The sequence below is a fragment of the Corynebacterium silvaticum genome (assembly GCF_002162115.2).
GTDB lineage: Bacteria > Actinomycetota > Actinomycetes > Mycobacteriales > Mycobacteriaceae > Corynebacterium > Corynebacterium silvaticum.
In genome coordinates this window covers 1,387,318-1,411,610 of record NZ_CP021417.2, presented here as the reverse complement: position 1 = coordinate 1,411,610, position 24,293 = coordinate 1,387,318, and the positions used below count along the sequence as shown (strand labels likewise).

Here is a 24,293-nt window from a genome sequence, read left to right as displayed (position 1 = left end):
ATGCCTAAGCGTACTGACATTAAACACGTCCTGGTTATCGGATCCGGCCCTATCGTTATCGGTCAAGCCTGCGAATTCGACTATTCGGGTACTCAAGCATGCCGGGTGCTTAAAGAAGAGGGCCTTCGTGTGACCTTGATCAACTCCAATCCGGCAACCATCATGACGGATCCGGAGTTTGCAGACCACACATATGTTGAGCCTATTCAGCCGGAATACATTGAAAAGATCTTTGAAAAAGAGATAGCTGAAGGTCACCCGGTCGACGCAGTGCTTGCTACCCTAGGCGGTCAAACAGCGCTGAATGCAGCCATCCAGCTTGATCGCCGTGGATCCCTGAAAAAGTATGATGTGGAGCTCATCGGCGCTGATATTGATGCAATCGAACGCGGCGAAGACCGACAGAAATTCAAAGATATCGTTACCAAGGTCGGCGGAGAATCCGCTCGTTCCCGCGTGTGCCACAATATGGATGAAGTCTATGAGACCGTCGAGGAGCTCGGTCTTCCAGTGGTGGTACGACCTTCCTTTACTATGGGCGGACTTGGCTCTGGCCTGGCGTTTAACCAAGAAGACTTGGATCGCATCGCTGGTGGTGGCTTAGCGGCCTCACCGGAGGCGAATGTCTTGATCGAGGAATCGATTCTGGGATGGAAAGAATACGAACTTGAATTGATGCGCGATGGCGCGGACAACGTGGTTATTGTCTGCTCCATTGAAAACGTCGATGCATTGGGCGTTCACACAGGAGACTCCGTAACGGTCGCGCCTGCGCTTACTCTTACAGACCGCGAGTATCAGAAGATGCGTGATCAAGGTATCGCGATCATTCGGGAAGTCGGCGTAGATACAGGCGGCTGCAACATCCAATTCGCAGTGAACCCGGCAGACGGTCGATTGATCACTATTGAGATGAATCCACGTGTGTCTCGCTCCTCGGCTTTGGCTTCAAAGGCCACGGGTTTTCCGATCGCAAAGATCGCAGCGAAACTCGCTATTGGCTACACGTTGGATGAAATCACTAACGACATCACGGGAGTCACTCCTGCAGCTTTTGAACCGATGCTGGACTACGTAGTAGTGAAGGCACCCCGTTTTTCCTTTGAAAAGTTTGTGGGGTCTGATGACACCCTGACTACCACGATGAAATCAGTCGGCGAGGCCATGGCGCTGGGACGCAACTACATTGCGTCGTTAGGCAAAGTCATGCGTTCTTTGGAGAACAAGCAAGCAGGTTTCTGGACCACCAGCGATGAGGCTTTCGCGGGGGAGCGAGCACAAGACGTTGCTGCAGTGCTGGAAGATCTGAAGCGTCCTACGCAAGGACGAATTTATGACGCAGAACTTGCGCTTCGCCTGGGCGCTAGCATCGAGCAAATGCATGAAGCCTCAGGGCTTGACCCATGGTTCCTCGCAGAGCTGCAAGCGCTTGTGGATTTCCGTGAGGAGCTAGTTGCTGCACCAGTTCTCGATGAGCCTTTGCTACGTCGTGCGAAGTTCCTAGGACTGTCCGATAAACAAATTGCTGCTTTGCGTCCGGAGTTTGCGGGGGAGGACGGCGTGCGTCGTCTGCGCTGGTCTCTAGGCGTACGTCCTGTTTTCAAAACAGTAGATACGTGTGCTGCGGAGTTTGAAGCCACCACCCCGTACCATTACTCTTCCTATGAACTAGATCCGAATGCTGAGTCTGAGGTTCGCCCGCAGGTAGAAAAAGAGAAAATGATTATCCTGGGTTCGGGTCCGAACCGGATTGGTCAGGGCATTGAGTTTGACTACTCCTGTGTTCATGCCGCACTTGAACTTTCGCGCGTGGGCTATGAAACAGTGATGATTAACTGCAACCCTGAGACTGTCTCTACTGACTATGACACCGCTGATCGTCTTTACTTTGAGCCGTTGACCTTTGAAGATGTCATGGAGGTTTATCACGCAGAGTCACAATCCGGCACGGTGGCAGGAGTTATCGTCCAGCTAGGCGGGCAAACTCCACTGGGGCTTGCAGAGAAACTGAGAGATGCCGGACTTCCTGTTATCGGCACCAGCCCAGAGGCAATTGACCTGGCTGAGGATCGTGGCGAGTTTGGAAATGTCCTTAAAGCCGCACAGCTGCCAGCGCCGGAATTTGGCACGGCTACCTCGTTTGAGGACGCCAAGGAGGTCGCCTCCCGGATCGGTTACCCAGTGCTTGTGCGTCCTTCCTATGTCCTAGGCGGCAGAGGAATGGAAATCGTATATGACGAAAAAGCGCTGCATAGTTATATTGATCGCGCTACGGAGATCACGAGCGACCATCCGGTTCTTGTGGATAGATTCCTGGATAACGCCATTGAGATCGATGTTGACGCGCTGTGCGACGGCGAACATGTCTACCTCGCTGGCGTGATGGAGCACATCGAGGAAGCCGGAATCCACTCGGGTGATTCGGCTTGCGCGCTTCCCCCTATGACCCTGGGGGCAGAAGACATTGAGACCGTAAGGCGCTCTACTGAGGCGCTTGCGCATGGTATTGGCGTGCGAGGACTAATGAACGTCCAATACGCACTCAAGGACGACATTCTGTATGTCATTGAGGCCAACCCTCGGGCATCGCGTACGGTCCCGTTTGTTTCAAAAGCCACAGGAGTGCCACTCGCTAAGGCGGCTGCTCGCATTATGGCTGGTGCGACAGTTCCTGAGCTGCAAAAAGAAGGCATGATTCCCACGGACTTCGACGGAGGCTCTTTGCCGGAGCATTCTCCTATCGCGGTCAAGGAGGCTGTCCTGCCGTTTAACCGTTTCCGCCGGACAGACGGAAGCATGCTTGACACCCTGCTGAGCCCAGAGATGAAATCCACTGGCGAGGTCATGGGTCTCGCAGATAACTTTGGTGCGGCCTACGCTAAGGCAGAACAAGCTGCATTTGGGGCGCTACCTACCTCTGGCACCGTCTTTGTCTCGGTAGCTAACAGGGATAAAAGGACGCTCATCTTCCCGATTCAGCGTTTGGCGTCGTTAGGCTTTAAAGTGCTGGCCACATCCGGTACTGCGGGGATGCTACGACGTAATGGCATTGAGTGCGAGGTTGTCCTCAAACAGACGCAGGCGAGGGAAGCCGCAGAGCAGGGTGATCTAGGTGGGCGTCGTTCGATCGTCGACATCATCAATGCGGGTGAAGTTGATCTCATCTTAAACACGCCTGCCGGCTCGTCTGGTGCACGCCATGATGGCTACCAAATCCGTGCCGCGGCGGTCTCTGTGGGCGTTCCGCTGGTAACCACAGTTCAAGGTGTTACGGCTGCTGTGCAGGGCATCGAGGCGTTGCAGCAAGGCGAGCTCAGCGTGCGTCCGCTGCAAGAACTAGACCATTCATTGAGCGGAAAGTAAGACACAGTGGAACAACCACAGATAACTTTCGGTGAGCGGCTTCGGCACGCTGGAGCCGCTCACGGCAGGCTTTGTGTGGGCATTGACCCACATGCAGCTTTGATGGAGCAATGGGGACTTACTCCGGATGTCCGGGGCTTAGCAGCTTTCACGGAGATCTGCGTGGAGGCTTTTGCCGGAAATACTGCGCTGGTAAAACCACAGGTTGCCTTCTATGAATCCTATGGTTCCTCGGGATTCGCCATTCTGGAAGACGCGATCGCACACTTGCGTGACGCTGGCACGTTAGTGCTTGCCGACGCCAAGCGTGGAGACATTGGATCCACAATGGCGGGTTATGCCACCGCATGGTTAGACGATGCGTCACCGCTGTGCTGCGATGCGGTGACGGTGTCTCCCCATCTGGGCTATGGTTCGCTGAAACCTGTATTGGACATCGCAGAGCAGAAGAACCGAGGGGTCTTTGTCCTAGCTGCGACGTCTAATCCAGAGGCACGTGCATTACAAGACCAGCAGGATGGCCAGGGGAGAACGATATCCCAGCAGATCGTGGATTCAGTAGCTCAGACTAACTCTAGGCATGCTGAATCCGGTAACGCCGGAAATATCGGAGTAGTCGTGGGCGCAACCCTGGCGGAGCCTCCGCAGCTGTCTCAGCTTGCAGGGCCTGTTCTGCTCCCTGGAGTGGGCGCACAGGGTGCGACAGCGGAGGATATATCGCGGATTACTGAGGGAATAAGGGATCTTGCTTTCCCAAATATCTCTCGTGCGATTCTTGCGCAGGGCCCGTCGGTGGAGGCTCTTAAAGAAGCGGTAGCTCTCGCCGTATTAGATTTTAGAGATTAATGTTTTCCCAGCTAGTGGGAGTTTGATAGATCGCAGTTTGCCGTTTGGTGAACTGCGGTTTTTCAACTTTTTAGGTTGATTACCTAGACTTTTGCGATCTGATGCTAGACTAAACCGGAAATCAACGCGGTGCCGCGGGTTTTAGTATGTTTCATCGCAGCGCGGTGGATGGCTAAAGCTCATTGGATGCGGCGCTAGGATTGAAGTTTTCAGTGTGGTGCTTTCAAAGAAACTGAGCAAAATTTTTTGAGAGTGTTTGTGCAGTGGAGACTTCAAGAAATGTGTATCGTTGATTGCCGGCGCATATAGCGTCACAAATCCCCAATAATAAATTTCGAATCGGAGGAACCCCGTGGCCCTTCCCAAGTTGACCGACGAGCAGCGTAAGGAAGCCCTCGCTAAGGCTGCTGAGGCCCGCAAGGCACGTGCAGAGCTGAAAGAACAGCTCAAGCGCGGTGACATCACGCTCAAAGAGGTACTGAACAAGGCATCTTCTGACGAGATTATCGGCAAGACCAAGGTTTCCGCTCTCCTCGAGTCTCTTCCTAAGGTAGGCAAAGTTAAGGCCAAGGAAATCATGGAGGAGCTGGAGATTGCTCAGACACGCCGTCTGCGCGGTCTTGGCGATCGTCAGCGTCGCGCTCTGCTTGAGCGCTTTGGCTTCTCCGAGGATTAATCAATGACAGGCGATAACCCAAAAGGTCGGCTAGTCGTTTTAGCTGGACCATCTGCTGTGGGGAAGTCCACGGTGGTTCATCGCCTTCGCGAGGAAGTACCGAACCTTTACTTCAGTGTTTCGATGACCACGAGGGCACCGCGTCCAGGTGAAGTTGATGGTGTGGATTACTTCTTCGTGACTCCCGAGGAGTTTCAGTATCGTATCGACGGTGGGGACATGCTCGAATGGGCAGAGATCCATGGTGGGTTGCAGAGGTCTGGAACTCCCGCGGGGCCTGTGGAAGACGCGTTATCAGCCGGCCGTCCTGTGCTGGTTGAGGTCGATCTTGTTGGTGCTCGTAACGTCGCGGCGTTGAAGCCCGACGCAGAGACCGTTTTCCTAGCTCCGCCATCGTGGGAAGTCCTTGTAGATCGTCTTACTGGGCGGGGAACGGAGCCCGAAGACGTGATCAAGAGGCGGCTGGAGACTGCTCGTCAGGAGCTGGCATCCCAGGATGAGTTTAAGCACGTTGTAACCAACGATAAGGTTAATGAGACGGTCGCTGAGATTCGGGATATCCTGCTCGGGTGTTGCTAATCTCCCGTTTTGGGTGTGCAGCAGGAACCGTGGCAACGCCGCAGAATGAAACCTTGAGGGTTTATGCGGCCTAGTACAGCACAACTACTAAGCTTTTTAAGAAAAGGTGTCAGTGAGCAACGTGACCAACGTTACTGAGAACAACGATGGCGTTTATGATGCGCCAACCGGCATTACCGCTCCGCCGATCGACGATCTACTGAAGCGAGTATCGTCGAAGTACGCATTGGTGATTTTCGCGGCAAAGCGGGCTCGCCAGATCAATAGCTACTACCAGCAGGCGGACGAAGGCGTCTTTGAATTCGTTGGTCCTCTGGTCACGCCTGAGGCTCAGGAAAAGCCGCTGTCTATCGCACTCCGAGAGATCGAGCAGGGACTGCTTGATCACGAGGAAGGCTAATAACCACCGCGGTGTAACCGCTCTGGTTTGCTCTTACTTGGACCCCTTTATCTCCGGTTTCGGTGTAAAGGGGTCTTCTTCAATGAGAAAGGTCGGGTGCTTTCCGTGTCTAAACCTCGGAAGGTTGTAGTAGGTATCGCTGGGGGAGTCGCGGCGTATAAGGCTTGTCATGTGGTGCGAGCTTTCAAAGAGCTTGGCGATGATGTGCGAGTGGTCCCCACCGCAAATGCATTAAAATTCATCGGCGCTGCGACTCTGGAAGCGTTGTCCGGCAACCCTGTTACCGCCAGCGTTTATGATCGCGTGGATGAAGTGCAGCATGTGAACGTCGGCAATCAGGCGGATCTTATCGTCATAGCGCCTGCTACTGCGGATCTTCTCGCGCGGATGGTGGCAGGCCGTGCCGACGATCTCCTCACGGCCACGCTGTTGGTTGCTACATGCCCTGTGGTTGTAGCACCAGCTATGCACACGGAAATGTGGCTGCATCCGGCGACTCAAGAAAATGTTCGCACCCTTCGACGCCGTGGAGTTAAGGTTCTTGATCCGGCTCATGGTCGCCTTACCGGGGCCGACTCGGGCCCTGGTCGGTTGCCCGATCCCCAGCAGATTGTCGATTTAGCATTAGCTGTGTATGAAGGTGCTGATCTGCCTCGGGACTTAGAAAACCGCAAAGTGGTGATCTCGGCCGGTGGAACGCAAGAACGGATAGATCCGGTGCGCTGTATTACCAATAGCTCTTCGGGTCGCCAGGGATTTGCATGCGCGGAAATTGCTGCACAGCGAGGGGCTGATGTTGTCGTAGTTGCAGGCTGTACGGATGAATTGCCTGTTCCGTTGGGGTCGCGCGTGATTCGCGTGGCTTCTGCGCGGGAGATGCATGAGGCGTGCATGGCTGAAGCTACGGATGCGGATATCGTGGTGATGTCTGCGGCTGTTGCGGATTATAGGCCAGCGTCTGCGGCGCCTTTGAAATTAAAGAAGGGCTCAGCGGATGCTGCATTGTCTCGCATAGAACTGGTGGAGAATCCCGATATTCTTAAATCTCTCGTGGAAGCACGACATGATAGTCGGATCAAGGAATCGGCGGTTATTGTGGGGTTTGCCGCAGAAACCGGGGATTCCTCACATAGTGCACTCGATTTCGCCCGAGAAAAAATCCTGCGTAAAGGCTGCGACCTTTTGATGTGCAATGAAGTCGGGGAGGGTTTGGTCTTTGGGGAGACACGTAACCGAGGCTTTTTGTTGCATCCTTCTGGTAAACATCAGGAAATTCCCGATGGTTCTAAACTGCGCGTGGCCTCTAGCATCTTGGATGCCGCAGTGAAAAACCTTGATCAACAACGTGCAGTGGACTAGACCGGCCAGGTAGCGAAAGTAAGGTTCGTCTCATTCTTCGAGCTTGTCTTATTAGACAGCTTGGTCTATATTATGTGTTGTATATAGGAGACTAGGAATCGTCTTGCGAGCGCACACCAGTTGTTATGGCGTAATGCCTTCAGCACTCTTAGGTAAGGACAAAACTTAGTGACTCAGCACTCTCAGGCGAAGCTTCGCCTGTTTACCAGCGAATCGGTGACCGAAGGCCACCCAGACAAAATCTGTGATGCTGTCTCAGACACGATTTTGGATGCGTTGCTAACCGTCGATCCTCACGCACGTGTTGCGGTCGAGACTGTGACTACAACCGGTTTGGTCCATGTGGTTGGCGAGGTTCGGACATTGGGATATGTGGAGATTCCCAAGCTAGTCCGTGACAAACTGATCGAGATTGGATTCAATTCTTCCGAGGTCGGTTTCGACGGCCGCACCTGCGGAGTTAGCGTTTCTATCGGCGAACAGTCCCAAGAAATTGGTGCAGGCGTAGACCAGTCGCATGAGGTGCGTTCCGGTTCTCAAACGGATGAGGACGATCAGGCGGGTGCTGGCGATCAGGGGCTGATGTTTGGTTATGCAACCAATGAAACCACCACGCTGATGCCGCTGCCTATTGATCTGGCACATCGGTTGTCGCGTCGTTTAACGCAGGTTCGTAAAGAAGGCATTGTGCCAAACCTTCGTCCTGACGGAAAAACACAGGTTACCTTTGCTTATGATGAGGTCGGGAAACCGGTGCACCTGGACACCGTTGTGGTATCTACGCAGCACGATCCACAGGTCACCCAAGAATGGTTGCATGAGCAGATTCGCGAAAACGTTGTGGATTGGGTTCTCCGTGACGCCGGGATTGCTGGGAACCTAGCTGATAATGAGTACACGCTGCTGGTTAACCCTTCAGGTTCCTTTATTGTTGGTGGACCCATGGGCGATGCTGGTTTGACTGGCCGCAAAATCATCGTGGACACGTATGGTGGAATGGCTCGGCATGGTGGCGGAGCTTTCTCCGGAAAAGATCCGAGTAAAGTTGACCGTTCTGGCGCTTATGCCATGCGATGGGTCGCTAAAAACATAGTGGCGGCCGGGCTTGCCGATCGCGCAGAAGTCCAAGTTGCTTATGCGATTGGTCGAGCTAAGCCAGTGGGACTCTATGTGGAGACCTTTGGCACCGCGCACGCTGAGCTTACCGACGAAAAAATCCAGCAGGCCGTGCTAGAGGTTTTCGACCTGAGACCAGCTGCAATTATCCGTGATTTAGACCTACTACGCCCGATCTATGCTGATACCGCAGCATATGGGCACTTTGGTCGGGATGACCTTGATCTGCCGTGGGAAAAGACTGACCGGGTGGACGCTTTGCGCTCAGCTGTGGGCTTCTAGACCTCTCATGGTTGCGTAGAGAACCTCCGAGTGGTTTACCCACTCCACCACAATCGTGGAGTCAGAATGTATGATTTCCACATGCCTAAGACCCGTGAACCTGCTCCGCATTTGCCAGTGGCACGGGTCTTACCCCTTTTGGGTATCGCTCACCTAGACCGCCCTTTTGAGTACCTCATTGATTCGGCGCAAGATGCACTAGCACAGCCAGGAGTGCGGGTGCGAGTCCGCTTTGGGGGGCGCTTAGTCGATGCCTTGCTGCTTGAGCGGACTTCGGACCAAGAACACCAGGGACAACTCAAATGGCTGGAACGAGTAATCTCTCCGGAAAAGGTCTTCACCCCAGAGATGCGGGAGCTTGTCGACGCCCTAGCTGTCCGTTATGCAGCGGTTACTTCGGATCTTATCCGCGCTGCTCTTCCCTCACGTCATGCAAAGGCCGAAGAATCAGATACGGCTCAGCCGTGGGAAGACTTTGGTGAGGTAGAAGAGCCAGACTTATCTGCATGGGCTACATACGTGCACGGTCAGTCTTTTGTGGATGCGATAATTTCTGGCAAAACTGCCCGTGCAGCGTGGCAAATTACTCCAGGGGATGATTGGTCAGCCGCCATGGCAGCATTAGCAGCTAAAGTGGCCAAGGATGGCGGTGGGGTGCTCATCGTGGTCCCTGACCAACGTGACATAGATAAGATGGAGCAGGCGCTACGCAACCACGTTTCCGCGAAACACATCACTGTGCTCACATCTGCACTCGGCCCACAGGCTCGGTATCGCAGGTTTTTGAGCATCCTCCATGGTCAAGGCCGGTTGGTAGTAGGAACTCGTAGCGCGGCTTTCGCGCCGGTGGCCAACCTTGCACTGGCGATCATAAAAGATGACGGGGACGAGAATCTTTCTGATCCTAGAGCTCCGTACGTTCATGCTCGCGAAGTTTTGACCACGCGGGTAAGCCAACAACAGTGTTCACTGCTGATAGCAGGTCACTCGCGCACCGCAGAAACCCAGTTGTTGGTCGAGTCTGGATGGGCGCATGATCTTGTGGCTTCTCGTGACAGAATTCGCGCCCAGATGCCAAGGGTTCGTGCTGTTGCTGATTCCAATAGCGCATTGGAACGTGACTCTTTGGCGTTTTCCGCACGTATGTCCTCTGCCGCGTTTAAAGCATTACGAGCAGGGCTTCAGCGCGAAGAACCAGTGCTAATTCAAGTACCTCGCAAAGGATACGTTCCCACGCTTTCCTGTGGAACGTGCCGTTCTCCTGCCAGGTGCAGGCATTGCAATGGGCCGTTGGAGCTGCCTTCCGGGTCAGAGATGAATGGGATGACCTCTTTACCCACGTGTCGTTGGTGTGGACGTCCTGATTCGCACTATCACTGCCCACAATGTGGTTCAAACAAATTGCGTGCCGTCGTGCTGGGCGCTGAGCGAACTGCTGAAGAAATAGGTAGGGCCTTTCCCGGAGTAAAAGTGATTACCTCTGGTGGTCAAAGGGTCATCGACCGGGTACCTAGTGAACCCGCTTTGGTTGTGTCCACCCCCGGTGCTGAGCCAGAAGTTATAGCGGGGCGCTACGGTGCTGCTGTGTTTTTGGATGCCTGGGCTTTGATCGGCCGACAGGATCTTCGGGCAGGAGAAGATACGCTCGCTAAGTGGGCGGCTGCAGCAACGTTGGTAGCCCCGCATGATGCGGGCGGGGAAGTCATCATTGCGGCGGATGCTAGTTTGCCGCAGGTTCAAGCACTTATCCGGTGGGATATGGTCGGTGCTGCCCATCGAGAACTGTTGGAGCGACGAGAAGTACACTTCCCACCTGCGGCGCATATGGCGGCTATCGACGGAGCACGCACTGCGTTGGACGCTTTTCTTTCGTTTACTGATTTGCCGCCTCACGCTGAGATTTTAGGGCCCGTTGATTTGCCCCCGGGAAGTAAACTTCCTGGTGAATATGATGAACGTGAGTATGGGCCGCCCCAACGAATCTTGATTAGGACCCCACTGGCTGGGCGTAACCAATTAGGCCAAGTCTTACGCGCTGGGCTGATTGAACGTGGGGCGCGTAAGGAAGAACTGCCGCTTCGCATTAAGGTAGATCCCATTAAGGTGGGATAAAGCTTACGCAGCCCTGCTACCTTAAATAAAAGGATGCTGGCGAGCGTCGACAAGCTTCATCGCGACGTGGCGCAGCTAGCAGGCAAAATTTTATGTGAACCTATGAACTTAAAAAGGAACTGTATTCTCTTGACCATTCGTGACATCAGATTTTTTGGCGATCCGGTCCTTACTACACGCGCAGATGAAGTAACCGTCTTTGACAAGAGTTTAGAAAACTTGGTCAACGATATGCTTGAAACAATGGACGCGGCGGGTGGCGTAGGGCTTGCCGCCAACCAAGTGGGAGTGACCAAGAGAGTATTTGTTTACGATTGCTCGCATATAGAAGACGGGCTGCGTGGGCACATCATCAATCCGGTATGGGAGCCTATTGGGGAGGACACTCAATTAGGGCCGGAAGGATGTTTGTCGATCCCTGATATTCAGGAAGACACAGTTCGTTTTGAGACAGTGAAAGTCACAGGTCAAGACGTGTCCGGAAAAACCTTTTCCATGGTGGCCTCCGGTTTGATGTCACGCTGCATTCAGCATGAGACGGACCATCTCGACGGGATTTTGTTCCTTAAGCGGCTTGATAAAGAGCACCGTAAAGATGCAATGGCGACCATCAGACAGTCTGAGTGGTTCAACGCTTAGCCGGGACAATCAGTCGGATCAGCATACCCAAGAAGGATAAAATGCGTCTTATATTTGCGGGCACTCCAGAACCCGCAGTCGTTGCTCTGGAAAAATTACTCGCCAGTGATCACGAGGTGATCGCGGTTCTCACTCGCCCTGACGCGCCCAAAGGACGGGGGAGAACTCTCCAGCCTTCCCCCGTTTCTGCGCTCGCGCAACAACACGGTATAGAAATACTCACCCCAACCAGCATCAAGCCTGGCACCCCTGACGGGGAAGCCTTCCGTACTCGGTTGGAAGAGCTCTCCCCGGATTGTATCCCCGTGGTTGCCTATGGCAATTTGATCACGCAAGATCTGCTCGACGCAGTACCTCATGGGTGGGTTAACCTTCATTTTTCCCTACTTCCTGCGTGGCGTGGAGCAGCGCCAGTGCAATCAGCCATTCGCAATGGAGACACCATCACCGGTGCTACAACATTCCGCATAGACCAAGGGCTAGACACCGGTGACATCCTGGATACGTTGGAAGAACCCATCAACCCCACAGACACCGCAGATGATCTGCTCACCCGTCTGGCCTATGTCGGCGCTGACTTGTTGGTAAAAACGATGGACGACCTGGCAGCGGGGAAGGCAGAACCACGATCACAGGTCGGAGAACCCTCATACGCCCACAAAATTCTTACCGACGATGCACAAGTACAGTGGGACGCCCCCGGTGCAGATATCGACCGGCTCATCCGATCAGTCACTCCTGGCCCCGGTGCTTGGACAACACTAGATGGACAACGCTTTAAACTTGGCCCCGTGACGTACGTACCCGCAGAGGAATGCTCGATGGTGGCAGGGGAACTCATGATCGAGAAAAATCGAGTTCTGGTAGGCACAAATCATGGCTGCGTGAAGCTAGACATGATCCAGCCTCAGGGTAAGAAACGAATGCAGGCATCGGATTGGGCTCGTGGTCTACACAACAAGGAAGGACTGAGGTTCGAATGAGCCAAGGAGGATTCAGATCTCGATCGCGATCTGCAGGAAAAACTAATCCTGCTAGGACTGCAGGCAGGGATCCAGAAACGCAACGCACATACGGGCAAAAAAAGCGATCGCAGGGCAACCGCAGATCCGTCGATCGTGCCCGGGAAAACCGTGAACCACAAGGCGGATTCCGGAAACTATCCGGAGTGGACACCGCGCGAAGCGTCGCTTTTCATGTTCTCCACTGCGTAAGCTCAGAGAACGCCTTTGCCAACCTCACCCTGCCCAAACTTCTGAACAAAGCCAACGTGCACGGCAGAGACGCCGCCTTTGCCACTGAACTAACTTACGGAACATTACGCACACTAGGCGTGCTCGATGCGCTAATCGCGGAGTGCTCATCACGGGGACTCGATACGATTCATCCCGAACTATTGGATGCGTTGCGCCTTGGCGCTTATCAGCTGATGTACATGCGAGTGGAACCCCACGCAGCCGTAGACACAACAGTCCGTATCGTGGAAGCCCTAGGCCACGATAAAGCCAAAGGATTCGCTAACGGAATCTTGCGCACCATTTCTCGGAGCACACCCGCAGAATGGATGGATCGACTCGCTCCACAGGGAGAAGTCGCAAACATCGCGTTCCGTACCGCGCATCCCGAATGGATAGCACACAGCTTCTCGCGCGTCGTGGGACTCTCCAACCTGGAAGAAACACTTCGTGCAGACTCAGATCGCCCGATCGTGCACCTGGTGGCCCGCCCCGGCGAGATCAGTGCATTGGAACTATCCCTCATCACCGGTGGGGAACAAGGCAAATACTCGCCTTATGCCGTCTACCTTGAAAGCGGCGATCCCGGCGAACTAGAACCCGTTCAACAACAACTAGCAGCCGTACAAGATGAAGGAAGCCAACTCATCGCACGAGCCCTAGTAGAAGCACCCGTTGATGGCACTGACACTGGTCGATGGCTAGACCTATGCGCAGGACCAGGAGGCAAAGCAGCACTGCTCGGCGCACTCGCGCGTATCGACGTCGCCCACGTAGACGCCATAGAGGTCTCCGAGCACCGCGCACGCCTGATAGAAAAGACCGTTGCCGGCCTACCCGTTCGAGTAAAAGTCGCCGACGGACGCAACCCAGGACTCAGCAGTGAGTACGACCGCGTCCTCGTCGACGCTCCCTGCTCAGGACTTGGGGCCCTGCGCCGTCGCCCCGATGCCCGCTGGCGTAAACAAGAATCAGACATTACTGAGCTTGTCCCGCTCCAAAAGGAACTCCTGACCTCTGCATGCACACTCGTCCGCCCTGGCGGCGTCGTAGTGTACTCAACTTGTTCACCAGATCTACGCGAGACCCGCGACATCGTTGATCACGCACTATCTCATCTAGGAATGGTGGAAGAAGACGCAGCAGCATTGATACCCGAGATGTCCCACACTGGAGAATATAAATCCTTTCAAATGTGGCCGCATCAGCATGGAACCGATGCCATGTTCTTTGCCGTACTGAAAAAACCAAGCGCATAAATCCATCGCTCACATCTGGACTGGCCGCCCCCAATAACGCTTCTCGTTTCTTGCTGTTTAGGTCGCGGCTAAGATACTGAGTTATGACTACAGAAGCGCGCCAACCCATTATCGCTCCGTCGATCCTTTCCGCTGACTTTTCCAAGTTAGGGGAAGAGATCGCAGAGGTGTCACACGCCGATTGGATCCATGTGGACATTATGGACGGCCATTTTGTCCCCAATCTCTCTTTTGGTGCTGACATCACCAAGGCCGCCCATAAATCGACGGAACAACCCCTTGACGTTCACCTTATGATCGAGGAACCCGAGAAATGGGTCGATGACTACATCGAGGCCGGCGCTAGCTGCGTGATCTTCCATGTAGAAGCCACCTCGAACCCCAGCGCACTGGCACAGCACATCAGAGAACGAGGCGTTCGCGCCGGGTTTTCTTTGCGCCCTGGCACGGCTATTGAGCCGTACCTTCCGCACCTGGAGGAGTTTGATCAGGTTCTGGTGATGAGCGTGGAACCTGGGTTCGGTGGGCAAAAATTTATGCCTGATCAGCTTGAGAAAGTTCGGACGTTGCGTCAAGAGATCGATACACGAAAGCTAGACGTCATTATCGAGATCGACGGAGGAATTTCCGCAGAGACCATAGCGCATGCCGCTGAAGCCGGCTGCGATGCCTTTGTCGCTGGTTCGGCGGTGTATAAGCACAGCGATCGCAATGCGGCGATTGATGAGCTTAGAGAATTGGCGCAGCGTGCACGATAACAAGAAAATTGGCTTGCCCTTTGGACTTAACGGTCAAGGAGTGGGCCTTTTTAGTGAGCATAGAGATTTAACCACCTATGGTCTTTCTGCGTCAGTCCTGGCTGGTTTATATGCAGCTGTTGAACAAGGAGAATTCGCCCAAGGATCGACGAGCCCTAACCCACCGGTAGGTGCGGCCGTGGTGTCTCCGCAGGGAGACATCGCTGGGGTCGGATATACCCAACCAGTAGGTGGACCACATGCTGAGGTCATGGCGCTTCGAGCTGCAGGCACTGCTGCTCGCGGTGCCACGATTGTGGTGACGCTGGAACCTTGTCATCACCAGGGAAGGACTGGACCTTGTACCCAAGCGCTTCTTGATGCAGGAATCGCTGAGGTTGTCTACTGCCTTAAAGATCCAGGCGGAAAAGAAGGCGGTGGACACGAGTTTTTGCAGAAAAATGGAGTCCGCGTTAGCTTTTTGGATTTGCCTATTCGAGCCCTACGCCCCTGGCTTCAGTCTCAGCGCTTACAACGTCCCTATGTAGTGGGAAAATCAGCTCATACAATAGACGGGTTTATTGCGGCAGCTGATGGCACCTCGCAATGGATTACTGGTGAAGCAGCACGCAGTTATGCAACTCACCAGCGGCAATTTTTTGACGCAATTGTCGTAGGAACTGGAACTGCCTTGGCAGATAACCCGAGGCTTACCGCGAGAGATCCCAAAGGGGAGGAGCACTTGTGCCAACCTCTTCGCGTTGTGGTCGGCTCGCGGAGCCTACCGGAGAATGCACACCTCAATGATCCGACTGTCTTGAAGTTTTTGGATCTGGATGAGGCTCTGCACAATCTGTGGGACAGAGGATGTCGATATGTGCTTTTAGAAGGAGGCGCAGGGCTTATTACCTCAGCGTTTGAGAGAGGCGTTATTAATGAATTCCATGATTATTCCGCACCTCTATTCCTAGGGGCGGGTAGGAACGCTCTTGCTCGCAGCATTTCTCCCACTCTGAGTACTGCCACGCACATGCATACGCAACGAGTGGAGCTGCTGGACGAGGACGTCCTGCGGGTCTTAGTAAGGCAGCACTAGCGTTAGATCCCCAGGGAACAGGTGCCTTCGCAGAGCCGTGTGGTTGGCGGCTTTTCTTGCGGGGGCGCTAGTTCAGAATGCGTGGGACGTCGATAAGCATTTTCGTAGTACAACAATCGTGGGCAAGAGAATCGATAAGGAAAATATGTTTAGCGGAATAGTAGAAGAAGTCGGTACCGTGGCAGCCTTGGAAGAGCTATCGGATTCTGTTGTTCTTTCCATTGCAGCGCATAAGGTGCTTGAGGGCACGTCGTTGGGGGACTCCATCGCTGTGAACGGGGTGTGTTTGACCGTTACTGATATCCAAAAAGGGTTTTTTAGCGCGGATGTCATGCAGGAATCACTCGTACGTTCGTCTTTAGGGGAGCTCAAGGTAGGTGCACCGGTTAATCTAGAACGCGCATTACGTGCAGATGGGCGTCTCGACGGTCATATTGTCCAAGGTCATGTGGACGGCACTGCAGAGCTGATAGCACGAGAGCAATCAGAACATTGGACTGTTCTGCGGTTTACCTTGCCTGAAAAGTTGTCTCGCTATGTAGTGGAAAAAGGTTCGATTTCTGTGGACGGAACCTCTCTCACCGTCTCTGGTCTGGGAGAAACCGAGGGCAATCATTGGTTTGAGGTATCCCTTATCCCTACTACTTTACAAGCAACAACACATGGGCAGCGTCAGTTGGGTGACCGTGTGAACCTCGAAGTAGACGTATTAGCCAAATACGTGGAACGGATGCTGAGAGCGCAAGCGGTTCCCCCGACGAGCATCGTGAATCTGGACGCGCGCTAGAGTTATCATCGTGACTATCCATATCGACATACCTGGTCAGTCAGCTCACGATGACACTGGACACCCTGATCGCGTCCGCCTCGACTCCGTGGACACTGCGATTGCGGATATTGCTGCGGGGAAAGCCGTTATCGTTGTTGATAACGAGGATCGTGAAAACGAAGGCGACATTATTTTCGCCGCGGAAAAAGCAACGCCTGAGCTTGTGGCGTTCATGGTCCGATATTCTTCGGGGTATATCTGTGCGTCTTTGACAGGTGAAGATTGTGACAGGCTAGCGCTTCCTCCGATGGTTGCCCATAACCAAGATGCCCGAGGAACTGCATATACGGTAACAGTGGATGCCAACACGGGTTCCACTGGAATTTCCGCTACCAGCAGGGCGCATACCATCCAAACATTGGCGGATCCCGTTTCAACCCCGGGCGATTTTACTCGTCCAGGGCATGTGGTTCCTCTACGGGCCTTGCCCGGTGGTGTCCTCGAAAGGCCTGGACATACAGAAGCAGCTGTTGACTTAGCTCGGTTAGCTGGATTACGGCCGGCGGGCGTGTTGTGTGAAGTGGTAAGCGAGGACGATCCCACCGACATGGCCCGGGGGCCTGAACTGCGTCGATTTGCAAATAAACACGGCCTAGCCCTGATCTCCATTGATCAAATGATCGAGTGGCGCACAAAGCATGACCCAGTGAAACCCTATGAGGGGCCGGCGGCCGTGGACACGCAGGTTGCTACGCCAATAGCTGAACGGGTGGCATCCACCCGACTGCCCACAGACTTCGGATTTTTCACGGCTGTGGGATACCGGGCACTGTCTGATGGAGTGGAGCACGTGGCGCTCGTGGTCGGTGATATTGCTGATAATGACGGAACAGATGTCCTTGTTCGTGTCCACTCGGAGTGCTTGACTGGAGATGTATTTGGATCCAGGCGTTGTGACTGCGGGCAACAGCTCCATGCATCGATGGCAATGGTTCAGGAAGAAGGACGCGGCGTGGTGCTGTATCTGCGGGGCCAAGAGGGCCGCGGGATCGGCTTGGCTGAGAAACTACGGGCATATCATCTCCAAGATGGTGGGGTAGATACCGTAGACGCGAACCTTGCATTGGGTTTGCCCGCAGACGCCCGTGATTATGGCATAGCTGCTTTTATCCTGCGTGACTTGGGTGTGCAGTCAGCTAACTTGTTGAGCAATAATCCCAGCAAGCATGAGGGCTTGACTCGCTATGGCTTGGAGGTATCTGGTCGGACGCCAGTGGAAGTTTCAGTGAATGAAGATAACCTTCGCTATTTGACCACAAAGCGGGATCGGATGCGCCATGATCTGCCATGGATCGAAACATACGTGAGCGAGCACGAGTAACAGGAGGCTTTATGAGTAAAGATGGACTACCAGATATCACGCATGTCGACGCTACAGGCTTGACTATCGGCATCGTGACATCGACGTGGAATGAAGAAATCTGCCAGAGATTGCACTCAGAAGCGATCGCCGCGGCACAGCGGTGCCATGCGCAGGTGATTGAGCGCCGGGTGATAGGGGCATTAGAACTTCCGATAGTGGCGCAACGTTTGGCTAAGCTTTGCGACGCCGTCGTAGCATCAGGATGCGTCATCCGCGGTGGAACGCCCCATTTTGACTATGTCTGTGATTCCGTAACCCAAGGGCTTACCCGGATTGCTCTTGATGAACAGACTCCCATCGGCAATGGTGTGCTGACTACAGAGACTGAAGCTCAAGCTAGAGATAGAGCCGGATTTGAAGGCTCTGTAGAAAACAAGGGCGCAGAGGCTACAGTGGCGGCTCTCCATACAGCGGTGGTGCTTCGTTCTTTAGACGGTGCCTAGAACTGCCACGGGAGTATGGTAGAGCGATAAGGTAAAATTTTTCTAAATATGGTGAAAAGAAACAGCTGAGCAGCCAACGAGTGTGTAGCTGGCTACGCAACCGAGTAGGATGTTCAGCGATTCGTGTAAAGCAGGTAAAGGTGCCGTATTACCTGCCTCGCTGATCAGTGAAGACAACGTTGAGAAGGTCGTGGAGAACGTACAGTGGACGCACAGTCGGAAGAAAATGTGAAACTGGGTAGCCCGAGCTCCGAGGCACGGTCTGGGCGTCTCACTGAGGCGGAGATTCACCAGTACGTCGCGCAAGATGCGCCGCTGACTACGACTAAACCTTGGGAACAGGTTGTCACTTCCCGCAAGCTAAAAATATGGGCTTGGGTAAGTGCCGCTGTTGTTCTTGGCCTCCACATTTTTTTGGCAATCGTCGTTGCAATCGGGGATACCGGTACGACTGTCACGCTGATTGACCAGTGGGGCTATCTCCTCGTCGGAGTCGTTTTTGCTGGGCTATTTTTCCTCGCTTTATCTCGCCCCCGGGTTCGGGTCAATGAAGATGGCGTCGATGTGCGTAACTTCATCGGGTCCCGGTTTTATCCGTGGGTTTTGGTGTACGGTCTTAACTTTCCAGAGGGAAGTCGCATGGCGCGACTTGAGCTTCCTGATTTTGAATACGTTCCATTGTGGGCTTTCCAATCCGCAGACGGTCTTGCCGGGCTGCAAGCCGTAGAACGCTTCCGGGCACTTGAAGCAAACTATATGCCGGAGGATTAAGGCGAATCGTGGCTGATCCTTCAACGTATCGTCCTGCCCCTGGTTCCATCCCTACGGACCCAGGGGTCTATAAATTTCGGGATTCCCATGGCAGGGTAGTGTACGTGGGAAAAGCGAAGAATCTTCGCTCACGCTTATCCAATTATTTTCAGGATTTATCTGTACTACATCCGCGTACCCGCCAGATGGTGACCACCGCATCGTCCGTGGAATGGACTGTGGTGGGCAGCGAAGTGGAAGCGCTGCAACTGGAATATACATGGATTAAGAAATTCGATCCTCGCTTCAACGTGAAGTATCGCGATGATAAAACCTATCCGGTGCTTGCCGTTTCTGTGGAGGAAAGATTCCCTCGCGCATTCTTCTACCGTGGTCCACAACGCAAAGGTATCCGCTATTTTGGCCCGTACTCCCATGCCTGGGCGGTGCGAGAAACCTTGGACCTATTAACGCGAGTATTCCCTGTCCGGACGTGTTCAAAAGGAGTCTTTAACCGGCACGAGTCTCTGGGACGTCCCTGTCTCTTGGGCTATATCGATAAGTGCTCCGCCCCTTGCATCGGCAGAGTGACTGAACAAGAGCATCGCGATATTGTCAACGGATTTTGTTCATTCATGGCGGGGAAAACGGATGCAGTGGTGGCTTCTCTTAACTCACAGATGCTTACAGCTGCCGAGGAGTTGGATTTTGAGCGCGCCGCTCGGCTGCGGGACGATCTTCAAGCTGTACAGAAAATCACGGAACAGCAGGCTGTGGTGTTGGGTGATGGGACCGACGCTGACGTTATAGCGATGAGTGCAGATGACCTGGAAGCTTCCATTCAGCTTTTCCACGTTCGTGCGGGTCGAGTCAAAGGGCAGCGCGGGTGGATCGTAGAGCGCACAGATAATTCGGAAGAGGAGCTTCAAGAACTTTTACAGGCTTTTCTTATTCGTTTCTATTCAGATGCGGTGCAGCTGGAGGAAGAAACCAGTAAAGAAGAGGCGAATGTTGTACGGCGTGGGGTGGATCAGTTCTCATACGTCGATGAGCATTTAAGCTCCTATCAGTTACGAGGAAGCATGGTACCCAAGGAGGTACTTGTAGAAATTGCGCCCTTGGACATGGAGCACACCAAAGCAGCTCTTTCGCACTTGCGTGGGAGTGCAGTAGACCTACGGGTACCGGCCCGTGGCGATAAACGGGCGCTCACGGAGACCGTCCATGCGAATGCGATGGAAGCCTTGCGCCAGCATAAGCTCAAACGCGTTGGTGACCTTACTGCACGTTCGGCGGCACTGCAGGAACTGCAGGAAGCGTTATTTTTGGAGGAAGCACCGCTACGGATTGAGTGCATTGATATTTCCCATATTCAGGGAACAGACGTCGTCGCCTCTCTTGTTGTTTTTGAAGACGGTTTGCCCAAGAAATCCGATTACCGAAGGTACAAAATCAAGGATGCCGCGGGAGATGGGCATTCAAATGATGTGGCCTCCATTGCAGAAGTTGTGCGCCGGCGGTTTATTCGGCATCACAAGGATAAGCTCGTTGTTCCGGAGGCTGAAGAATTTGATGGCTATACGTTCTCAGATGAAACGGTGGAGCACAGTAAACGCTTTGCTTATCCGCCGCAATTATTCATCGTTGATGGTGGCGCGCCGCAGGTAGCGGCCGCTGATGAGGTCTTTGAAGAACTAGGCGTGAACGACGTTGCATTGGTAGGCATTGCGAAACGCTTGGAAGAGCTGTGGGTGGCTCAGGACGATGAGCCAGTCATTCTTCCGCGTAATTCGCAGGCGATGTATCTCATCCAACAAATACGAGACGAGGCGCACAGGTTTGCCATTACGTTCCATCGCCAGCAACGCTCTAAGAGGATGCGTGCCTCTGCGTTGGACGAGATCAAAGGCCTCGGTCAGACACGACGAAGCGAACTGGTCAAACATTTTGGATCGGTGAAAAAGCTGAAGGCTGCATCCGTGGAAGAGATAGCTGCGGTCAAGGGATTTGGCCCGCGATTAGCACAGAACGTGTTTGATGCTCTGCACACTGAATGACTTTTGGTTCAACCAGAATCGGCGCAATTCTTTCGGCTGCTGATCAAACTGGGACAACGTAGAAGGTATCTCGCTACACTGGCCTTTGTGAATGTAAATGTTAAAACTGATAAAGAACCACAGATGAAGATTCCTCCCGTTGTTATTACGGGGCTTTCCGGCGCGGGACTGAGCTCCGCTGCCCGCGTGCTAGAGGACATGGGCTGGTATGTTGCCCAGAATGTTCCGTCACAGCTGGTCGTTGAGTTTGTACAGCTATGTGCTGACCCGCATTCGCCAGTAGACAAAGTCGCTTTTGTTTCAGATGTTCGTTCGCGTGAGTTCAGCGGCAGCCTTGAACAAGTGATTACGGATCTCTCCGAGCTCGGCTTAAACCCGCTTGTGCTTTTCATGGATGCGCGTGACGACGTGCTCATTAAGCGCTTTGACAATTTGCGTCGTACGCATCCTCTGCAAGGAAGTGGCACGCTGTCCATTGGCATTGAGCGCGAGCGCGAAATCATGAATGAGATTAAAGAATCTGCTGATTTAGTCATTGATACTTCGGATTTATCTGTGCATGACCTGCGGCGTTCCATTGAGCTGAATTTTGCAGGCATTGCTACAAAGATTCAACACGTCACGGTGCAATCTTTTGGATTCAAACATGGATCGCCGCGCGACACGGATGTGCTTGTCGACGTCCGCTTCCTCCCGAATCCCTTCTGGATTCCCGAACTCCGCCCATTCCGTGGTGTGGATAAGCCGGTATCCGACTACGTCCTTGCTGATGAGGGCGCAAAAAAATTCTTGGACAACTTCATCACCATGCTTTTGGACATGCAGCCAGGTTTTAAGCACGAGGGAAAGAACTTTATTACTGTTTCCATCGGCTGCACAGGCGGACACCATCGTTCGGTTGCCATCGCGGAAGAAATTGGTCGTAGGCTACGGGAAGTACCGGAGCTAGACGTGAGCGTGTCACATCGAGACATTCAGCGAGGATAGGCGAGGCGAGTATGGCATCTCAGAAAGTATCTGACTCTCTCTCCGCAACAGATGGCAAGGGGCTCAAAGTAGCAAGCCTTGGTGGCGGACACGGGTTGTTTCAGACATTAAGGGCTGTGAGGCTGCTTGAGCCCTCTGCCATCGATGCAATCGTGACCGTTGCAGACGACGGAGGTTCCTCTGGCCGCATTCGTCGAGAACTAGGTCAAGTTCCTCCGGGCGATCTAAGAATGGCGCTTGCCGCTCTGGCTCCTTTCGACGAAGAAGGGCATGTGTGGGAACAAACACTCCAACACCGGTTTGGCGGACACGGTGCCTTAGCTGGGCATGCGGTGGGAAACTTACTGATCGCGGGGCTTTTTGCCACGCTGGGATGTGAGATCAAGGCATTAGATGTCGTCGCAAAGCTTATTCGTGCTGAGGGGCGCGTCCTACCGGTGTGCGCGGAAGCCCTTGATATCGCGGCAGAGGTTTCCGGGCTCGACGAGGACCCTCGCATAATGCGTGAGGTCCGGGGACAGGTAGCTGTGGCATCTACCCCGGGGGCGGTTCGTCGTGTGCGCCTCATTCCCGAGCGCCCACGTGCCACAGAAGAAGCGATAGTAGCAATTAAGCAGGCAGATGTGGTCACTCTAGGGCCCGGATCATGGTTCTCTAGCGTAATACCGCATCTTCTTACTGACGGTGTTCCTGAAGCGCTAGAGGAAACGCAGGCCGTGCGAGTGATAGTCCTCAATCTCACCGCAGAGCCAGGGGAGACCGCAGGGTTTAGTGCTGAGCGCCATCTGCATATCCTTGCTCAACATGCGCAAAGTTTGCGAGCGGATGTTGTGGTGGTGGACTCTCAGATGCTTCCTAATAGTGCAGATCGCAAGCACTTGGAACGCGCTGCCCAAGCACTCGGTGCACGCGTTGCTTTTCATGATCTCAGTGAGATCGATGAACGCGGACGGGTTATCCACCGGCATGATCCAGAAAAATTGGCACGTGCATTGCGCTTGGAAGTAAGCAGAGAAAGAGTGATGGGTAGGCCGTCGTAGGCTTAGTGCACCTGTGCTCTACTGCTCGATAGAAACAGGCTAAGCTAGCATTTTGTTTCCTTAACTGCTTTTTAACTGCTTTGCGGACAAGATTTGACTCACTAAAAAGGATGGAGAATCCGTGCCCAACCTTTCAGACCAGGCTAAAGAAGAACTCATCAAAGTATCGGTGCCTCGGCAATCAGCTCGTATCGCTGAGCTGGCAGCCGTGATCCGCTTTGCAGGGGCTATCGACGCTGTGGCTGGGCGAGTTGTCGTGGATATTGAGTTAGGCGAGGAGGCGCCGGCCCAAAGAATTGCTGCTGAGATTAAAGACCTATTTGGTGTGGAATCGCAGGTGCTTGATTTGGGTCCTCTGAATAGCAGCAGGAAGGCGCCGCGGCAGGTTGTTCGAGTAGCAGACAATGCCGATAACCTCATTCGTAGAGTGGGGTTGGTTACGCGAAGTGGGCATCAGGTTCGAGGCCTTCCTCCACATATCATTGCCGGATCTATTGCGGACTCAGAAGCCGCATGGCGAGGAGCCTTCCTAGCGGCTGGAAGCCTATCCGATCCCGGTAGAACGTCCGGTTTGGAAGTGGCCTGCCCCTGTCAGGAGGCCTCTTTGGCATTGGTGGGATGTGCGCGTCGTCTCGGTTTATCGGCAAAAACCAAAGAGACCCGTGGCGTGGAAAAAGTGGTGATTCGCGACGGAGACGCCGTGGGGGCTTTGTTATCGCGCATGGGAGCGCATGCTACGAGACTGCTATGGGATCAAAAGCGGCAACGCAGGGAGTCTCGCCCCGTAGGAAATCGGCTGGCAAATTTTGACGATGCAAATCTCCGACGTTCCGCGCGGGCTGCTGTTGCTGCTGCCGCTCGTGTAGAACGTGCCATGGCGATTCTTGGAGATGATGTTCCTGATCACCTTGCACAGGCCGGGCAACTTAGAGTGCAGCATCGCCAAGCTTCTCTAGAGGAGCTTGGTCGGCTGGCTGACCCTCAGATGACCAAGGATGCGGTCGCTGGACGCATACGCCGACTGCTCTCTATGGCCGATAAACGCGCGGAAGAACTTGGTATGCCGGACACTTCGGTGGCAGTTACAGACGATCTCCTTGATGAGGTTTAGCGCATCTAGACACT

The 24,293-nt window shown here is 53.8% G+C and carries 21 protein-coding genes; all 21 read left to right on the top strand.

Going from position 1 to position 24,293, the window contains the following annotated elements:
• The 21 genes from carB (at nucleotide 1) to whiA (ending at nucleotide 24,279) form a co-directional block, all read left to right on the top strand.
• The gene (carB, locus tag CBE74_RS19005; protein WP_087454042.1) at nucleotides 1–3,363 is read left to right on the top strand and encodes a carbamoyl-phosphate synthase large subunit; all 3,363 of its coding nucleotides are present in this window, start codon (nucleotides 1–3) and stop codon (nucleotides 3,361–3,363) included.
• 21 nt (nucleotides 3,364–3,384) lie between these two features.
• Nucleotides 3,385–4,209 carry an orotidine-5'-phosphate decarboxylase gene (gene pyrF / locus CBE74_RS19000; protein ID WP_171483226.1) on the top strand — a complete coding sequence of 275 codons (825 nt, stop codon included), beginning with the start codon at nucleotides 3,385–3,387 and terminating at the stop codon, nucleotides 4,207–4,209.
• A 352-nt stretch (nucleotides 4,210–4,561) separates the two neighbouring features.
• Complete coding sequence (gene mihF / locus CBE74_RS18995; protein WP_013911603.1) at nucleotides 4,562–4,885, top strand: integration host factor, actinobacterial type; 324 nt, start codon at nucleotides 4,562–4,564, stop codon at nucleotides 4,883–4,885.
• A gap of 3 nt (nucleotides 4,886–4,888) precedes the next feature.
• A complete protein-coding gene (gmk, locus tag CBE74_RS18990; protein ID WP_087454040.1) occupies nucleotides 4,889–5,464 on the top strand; it encodes a guanylate kinase in 576 nt (191 codons plus the stop codon).
• 121 nt (nucleotides 5,465–5,585) lie between these two features.
• On the top strand, nucleotides 5,586–5,864 hold the full coding sequence (gene rpoZ / locus CBE74_RS18985; protein ID WP_013911601.1) for a DNA-directed RNA polymerase subunit omega: 279 nt from the start codon (nucleotides 5,586–5,588) through the stop codon (nucleotides 5,862–5,864).
• Between the two features lie 105 nt (nucleotides 5,865–5,969).
• On the top strand, nucleotides 5,970–7,223 hold the full coding sequence (gene coaBC, locus CBE74_RS18980) for a bifunctional phosphopantothenoylcysteine decarboxylase/phosphopantothenate--cysteine ligase CoaBC (protein WP_087454892.1): 1,254 nt from the start codon (nucleotides 5,970–5,972) through the stop codon (nucleotides 7,221–7,223).
• A gap of 168 nt (nucleotides 7,224–7,391) precedes the next feature.
• Nucleotides 7,392–8,621: a methionine adenosyltransferase gene (gene metK / locus CBE74_RS18975; protein ID WP_087454039.1), complete on the top strand. Its 1,230-nt coding sequence runs from the start codon at nucleotides 7,392–7,394 to the stop codon at nucleotides 8,619–8,621.
• A 66-nt stretch (nucleotides 8,622–8,687) separates the two neighbouring features.
• Nucleotides 8,688–10,733, top strand: coding sequence for a primosomal protein N' (locus CBE74_RS18970; protein WP_087454038.1), 2,046 nt, complete (start codon nucleotides 8,688–8,690; stop codon nucleotides 10,731–10,733).
• 129 nt (nucleotides 10,734–10,862) lie between these two features.
• A complete protein-coding gene (gene def / locus CBE74_RS18965; RefSeq protein ID WP_087454037.1) occupies nucleotides 10,863–11,372 on the top strand; it encodes a peptide deformylase in 510 nt (169 codons plus the stop codon).
• A 41-nt stretch (nucleotides 11,373–11,413) separates the two neighbouring features.
• Entirely contained in the window at nucleotides 11,414–12,355 is a 942-nt protein-coding gene (gene fmt / locus CBE74_RS18960) for a methionyl-tRNA formyltransferase (RefSeq protein WP_087454036.1), read from the top strand.
• On the top strand, nucleotides 12,352–13,866 hold the full coding sequence (locus CBE74_RS18955; protein WP_087454035.1) for an RsmB/NOP family class I SAM-dependent RNA methyltransferase: 1,515 nt from the start codon (nucleotides 12,352–12,354) through the stop codon (nucleotides 13,864–13,866). The genes fmt and CBE74_RS18955 overlap by 4 nt, the downstream gene beginning before the upstream one ends.
• An 83-nt stretch (nucleotides 13,867–13,949) precedes the next feature.
• A complete protein-coding gene (rpe, locus tag CBE74_RS18950) occupies nucleotides 13,950–14,624 on the top strand; it encodes a ribulose-phosphate 3-epimerase (RefSeq protein WP_087454034.1) in 675 nt (224 codons plus the stop codon).
• A gap of 13 nt (nucleotides 14,625–14,637) precedes the next feature.
• Nucleotides 14,638–15,699, top strand: coding sequence for a bifunctional diaminohydroxyphosphoribosylaminopyrimidine deaminase/5-amino-6-(5-phosphoribosylamino)uracil reductase RibD (gene ribD / locus CBE74_RS18945; RefSeq protein ID WP_087454891.1), 1,062 nt, complete (start codon nucleotides 14,638–14,640; stop codon nucleotides 15,697–15,699).
• Nucleotides 15,700–15,844: 145 nt separating this feature from the next.
• Nucleotides 15,845–16,486 carry a riboflavin synthase gene (locus CBE74_RS18940; RefSeq protein WP_087454033.1) on the top strand — a complete coding sequence of 214 codons (642 nt, stop codon included), beginning with the start codon at nucleotides 15,845–15,847 and terminating at the stop codon, nucleotides 16,484–16,486.
• A gap of 16 nt (nucleotides 16,487–16,502) precedes the next feature.
• Nucleotides 16,503–17,849, top strand: coding sequence for a bifunctional 3,4-dihydroxy-2-butanone-4-phosphate synthase/GTP cyclohydrolase II (locus CBE74_RS18935; RefSeq protein WP_375167322.1), 1,347 nt, complete (start codon nucleotides 16,503–16,505; stop codon nucleotides 17,847–17,849).
• Nucleotides 17,850–17,860: 11 nt separating this feature from the next.
• Entirely contained in the window at nucleotides 17,861–18,334 is a 474-nt protein-coding gene (gene ribH, locus CBE74_RS18930) for a 6,7-dimethyl-8-ribityllumazine synthase (protein WP_087454031.1), read from the top strand.
• A gap of 204 nt (nucleotides 18,335–18,538) precedes the next feature.
• Nucleotides 18,539–19,105 (top strand): PH domain-containing protein, encoded by a 567-nt coding sequence (locus tag CBE74_RS18925; protein ID WP_087454030.1) that lies wholly within the window; start codon nucleotides 18,539–18,541, stop codon nucleotides 19,103–19,105.
• Nucleotides 19,106–19,113: 8 nt separating this feature from the next.
• Nucleotides 19,114–21,141 carry an excinuclease ABC subunit UvrC gene (gene uvrC, locus CBE74_RS18920; RefSeq protein WP_087454029.1) on the top strand — a complete coding sequence of 676 codons (2,028 nt, stop codon included), beginning with the start codon at nucleotides 19,114–19,116 and terminating at the stop codon, nucleotides 21,139–21,141.
• A 123-nt stretch (nucleotides 21,142–21,264) separates the two neighbouring features.
• On the top strand, nucleotides 21,265–22,128 hold the full coding sequence (rapZ, locus tag CBE74_RS18915; protein ID WP_216605323.1) for an RNase adapter RapZ: 864 nt from the start codon (nucleotides 21,265–21,267) through the stop codon (nucleotides 22,126–22,128).
• Nucleotides 22,129–22,139: 11 nt separating this feature from the next.
• Complete coding sequence (locus tag CBE74_RS18910) at nucleotides 22,140–23,168, top strand: gluconeogenesis factor YvcK family protein (RefSeq protein ID WP_087454027.1); 1,029 nt, start codon at nucleotides 22,140–22,142, stop codon at nucleotides 23,166–23,168.
• A 121-nt stretch (nucleotides 23,169–23,289) separates the two neighbouring features.
• Entirely contained in the window at nucleotides 23,290–24,279 is a 990-nt protein-coding gene (whiA, locus tag CBE74_RS18905) for a DNA-binding protein WhiA (RefSeq protein WP_087454026.1), read from the top strand.
• Nucleotides 24,280–24,293: the final 14 nt, after the last annotated feature.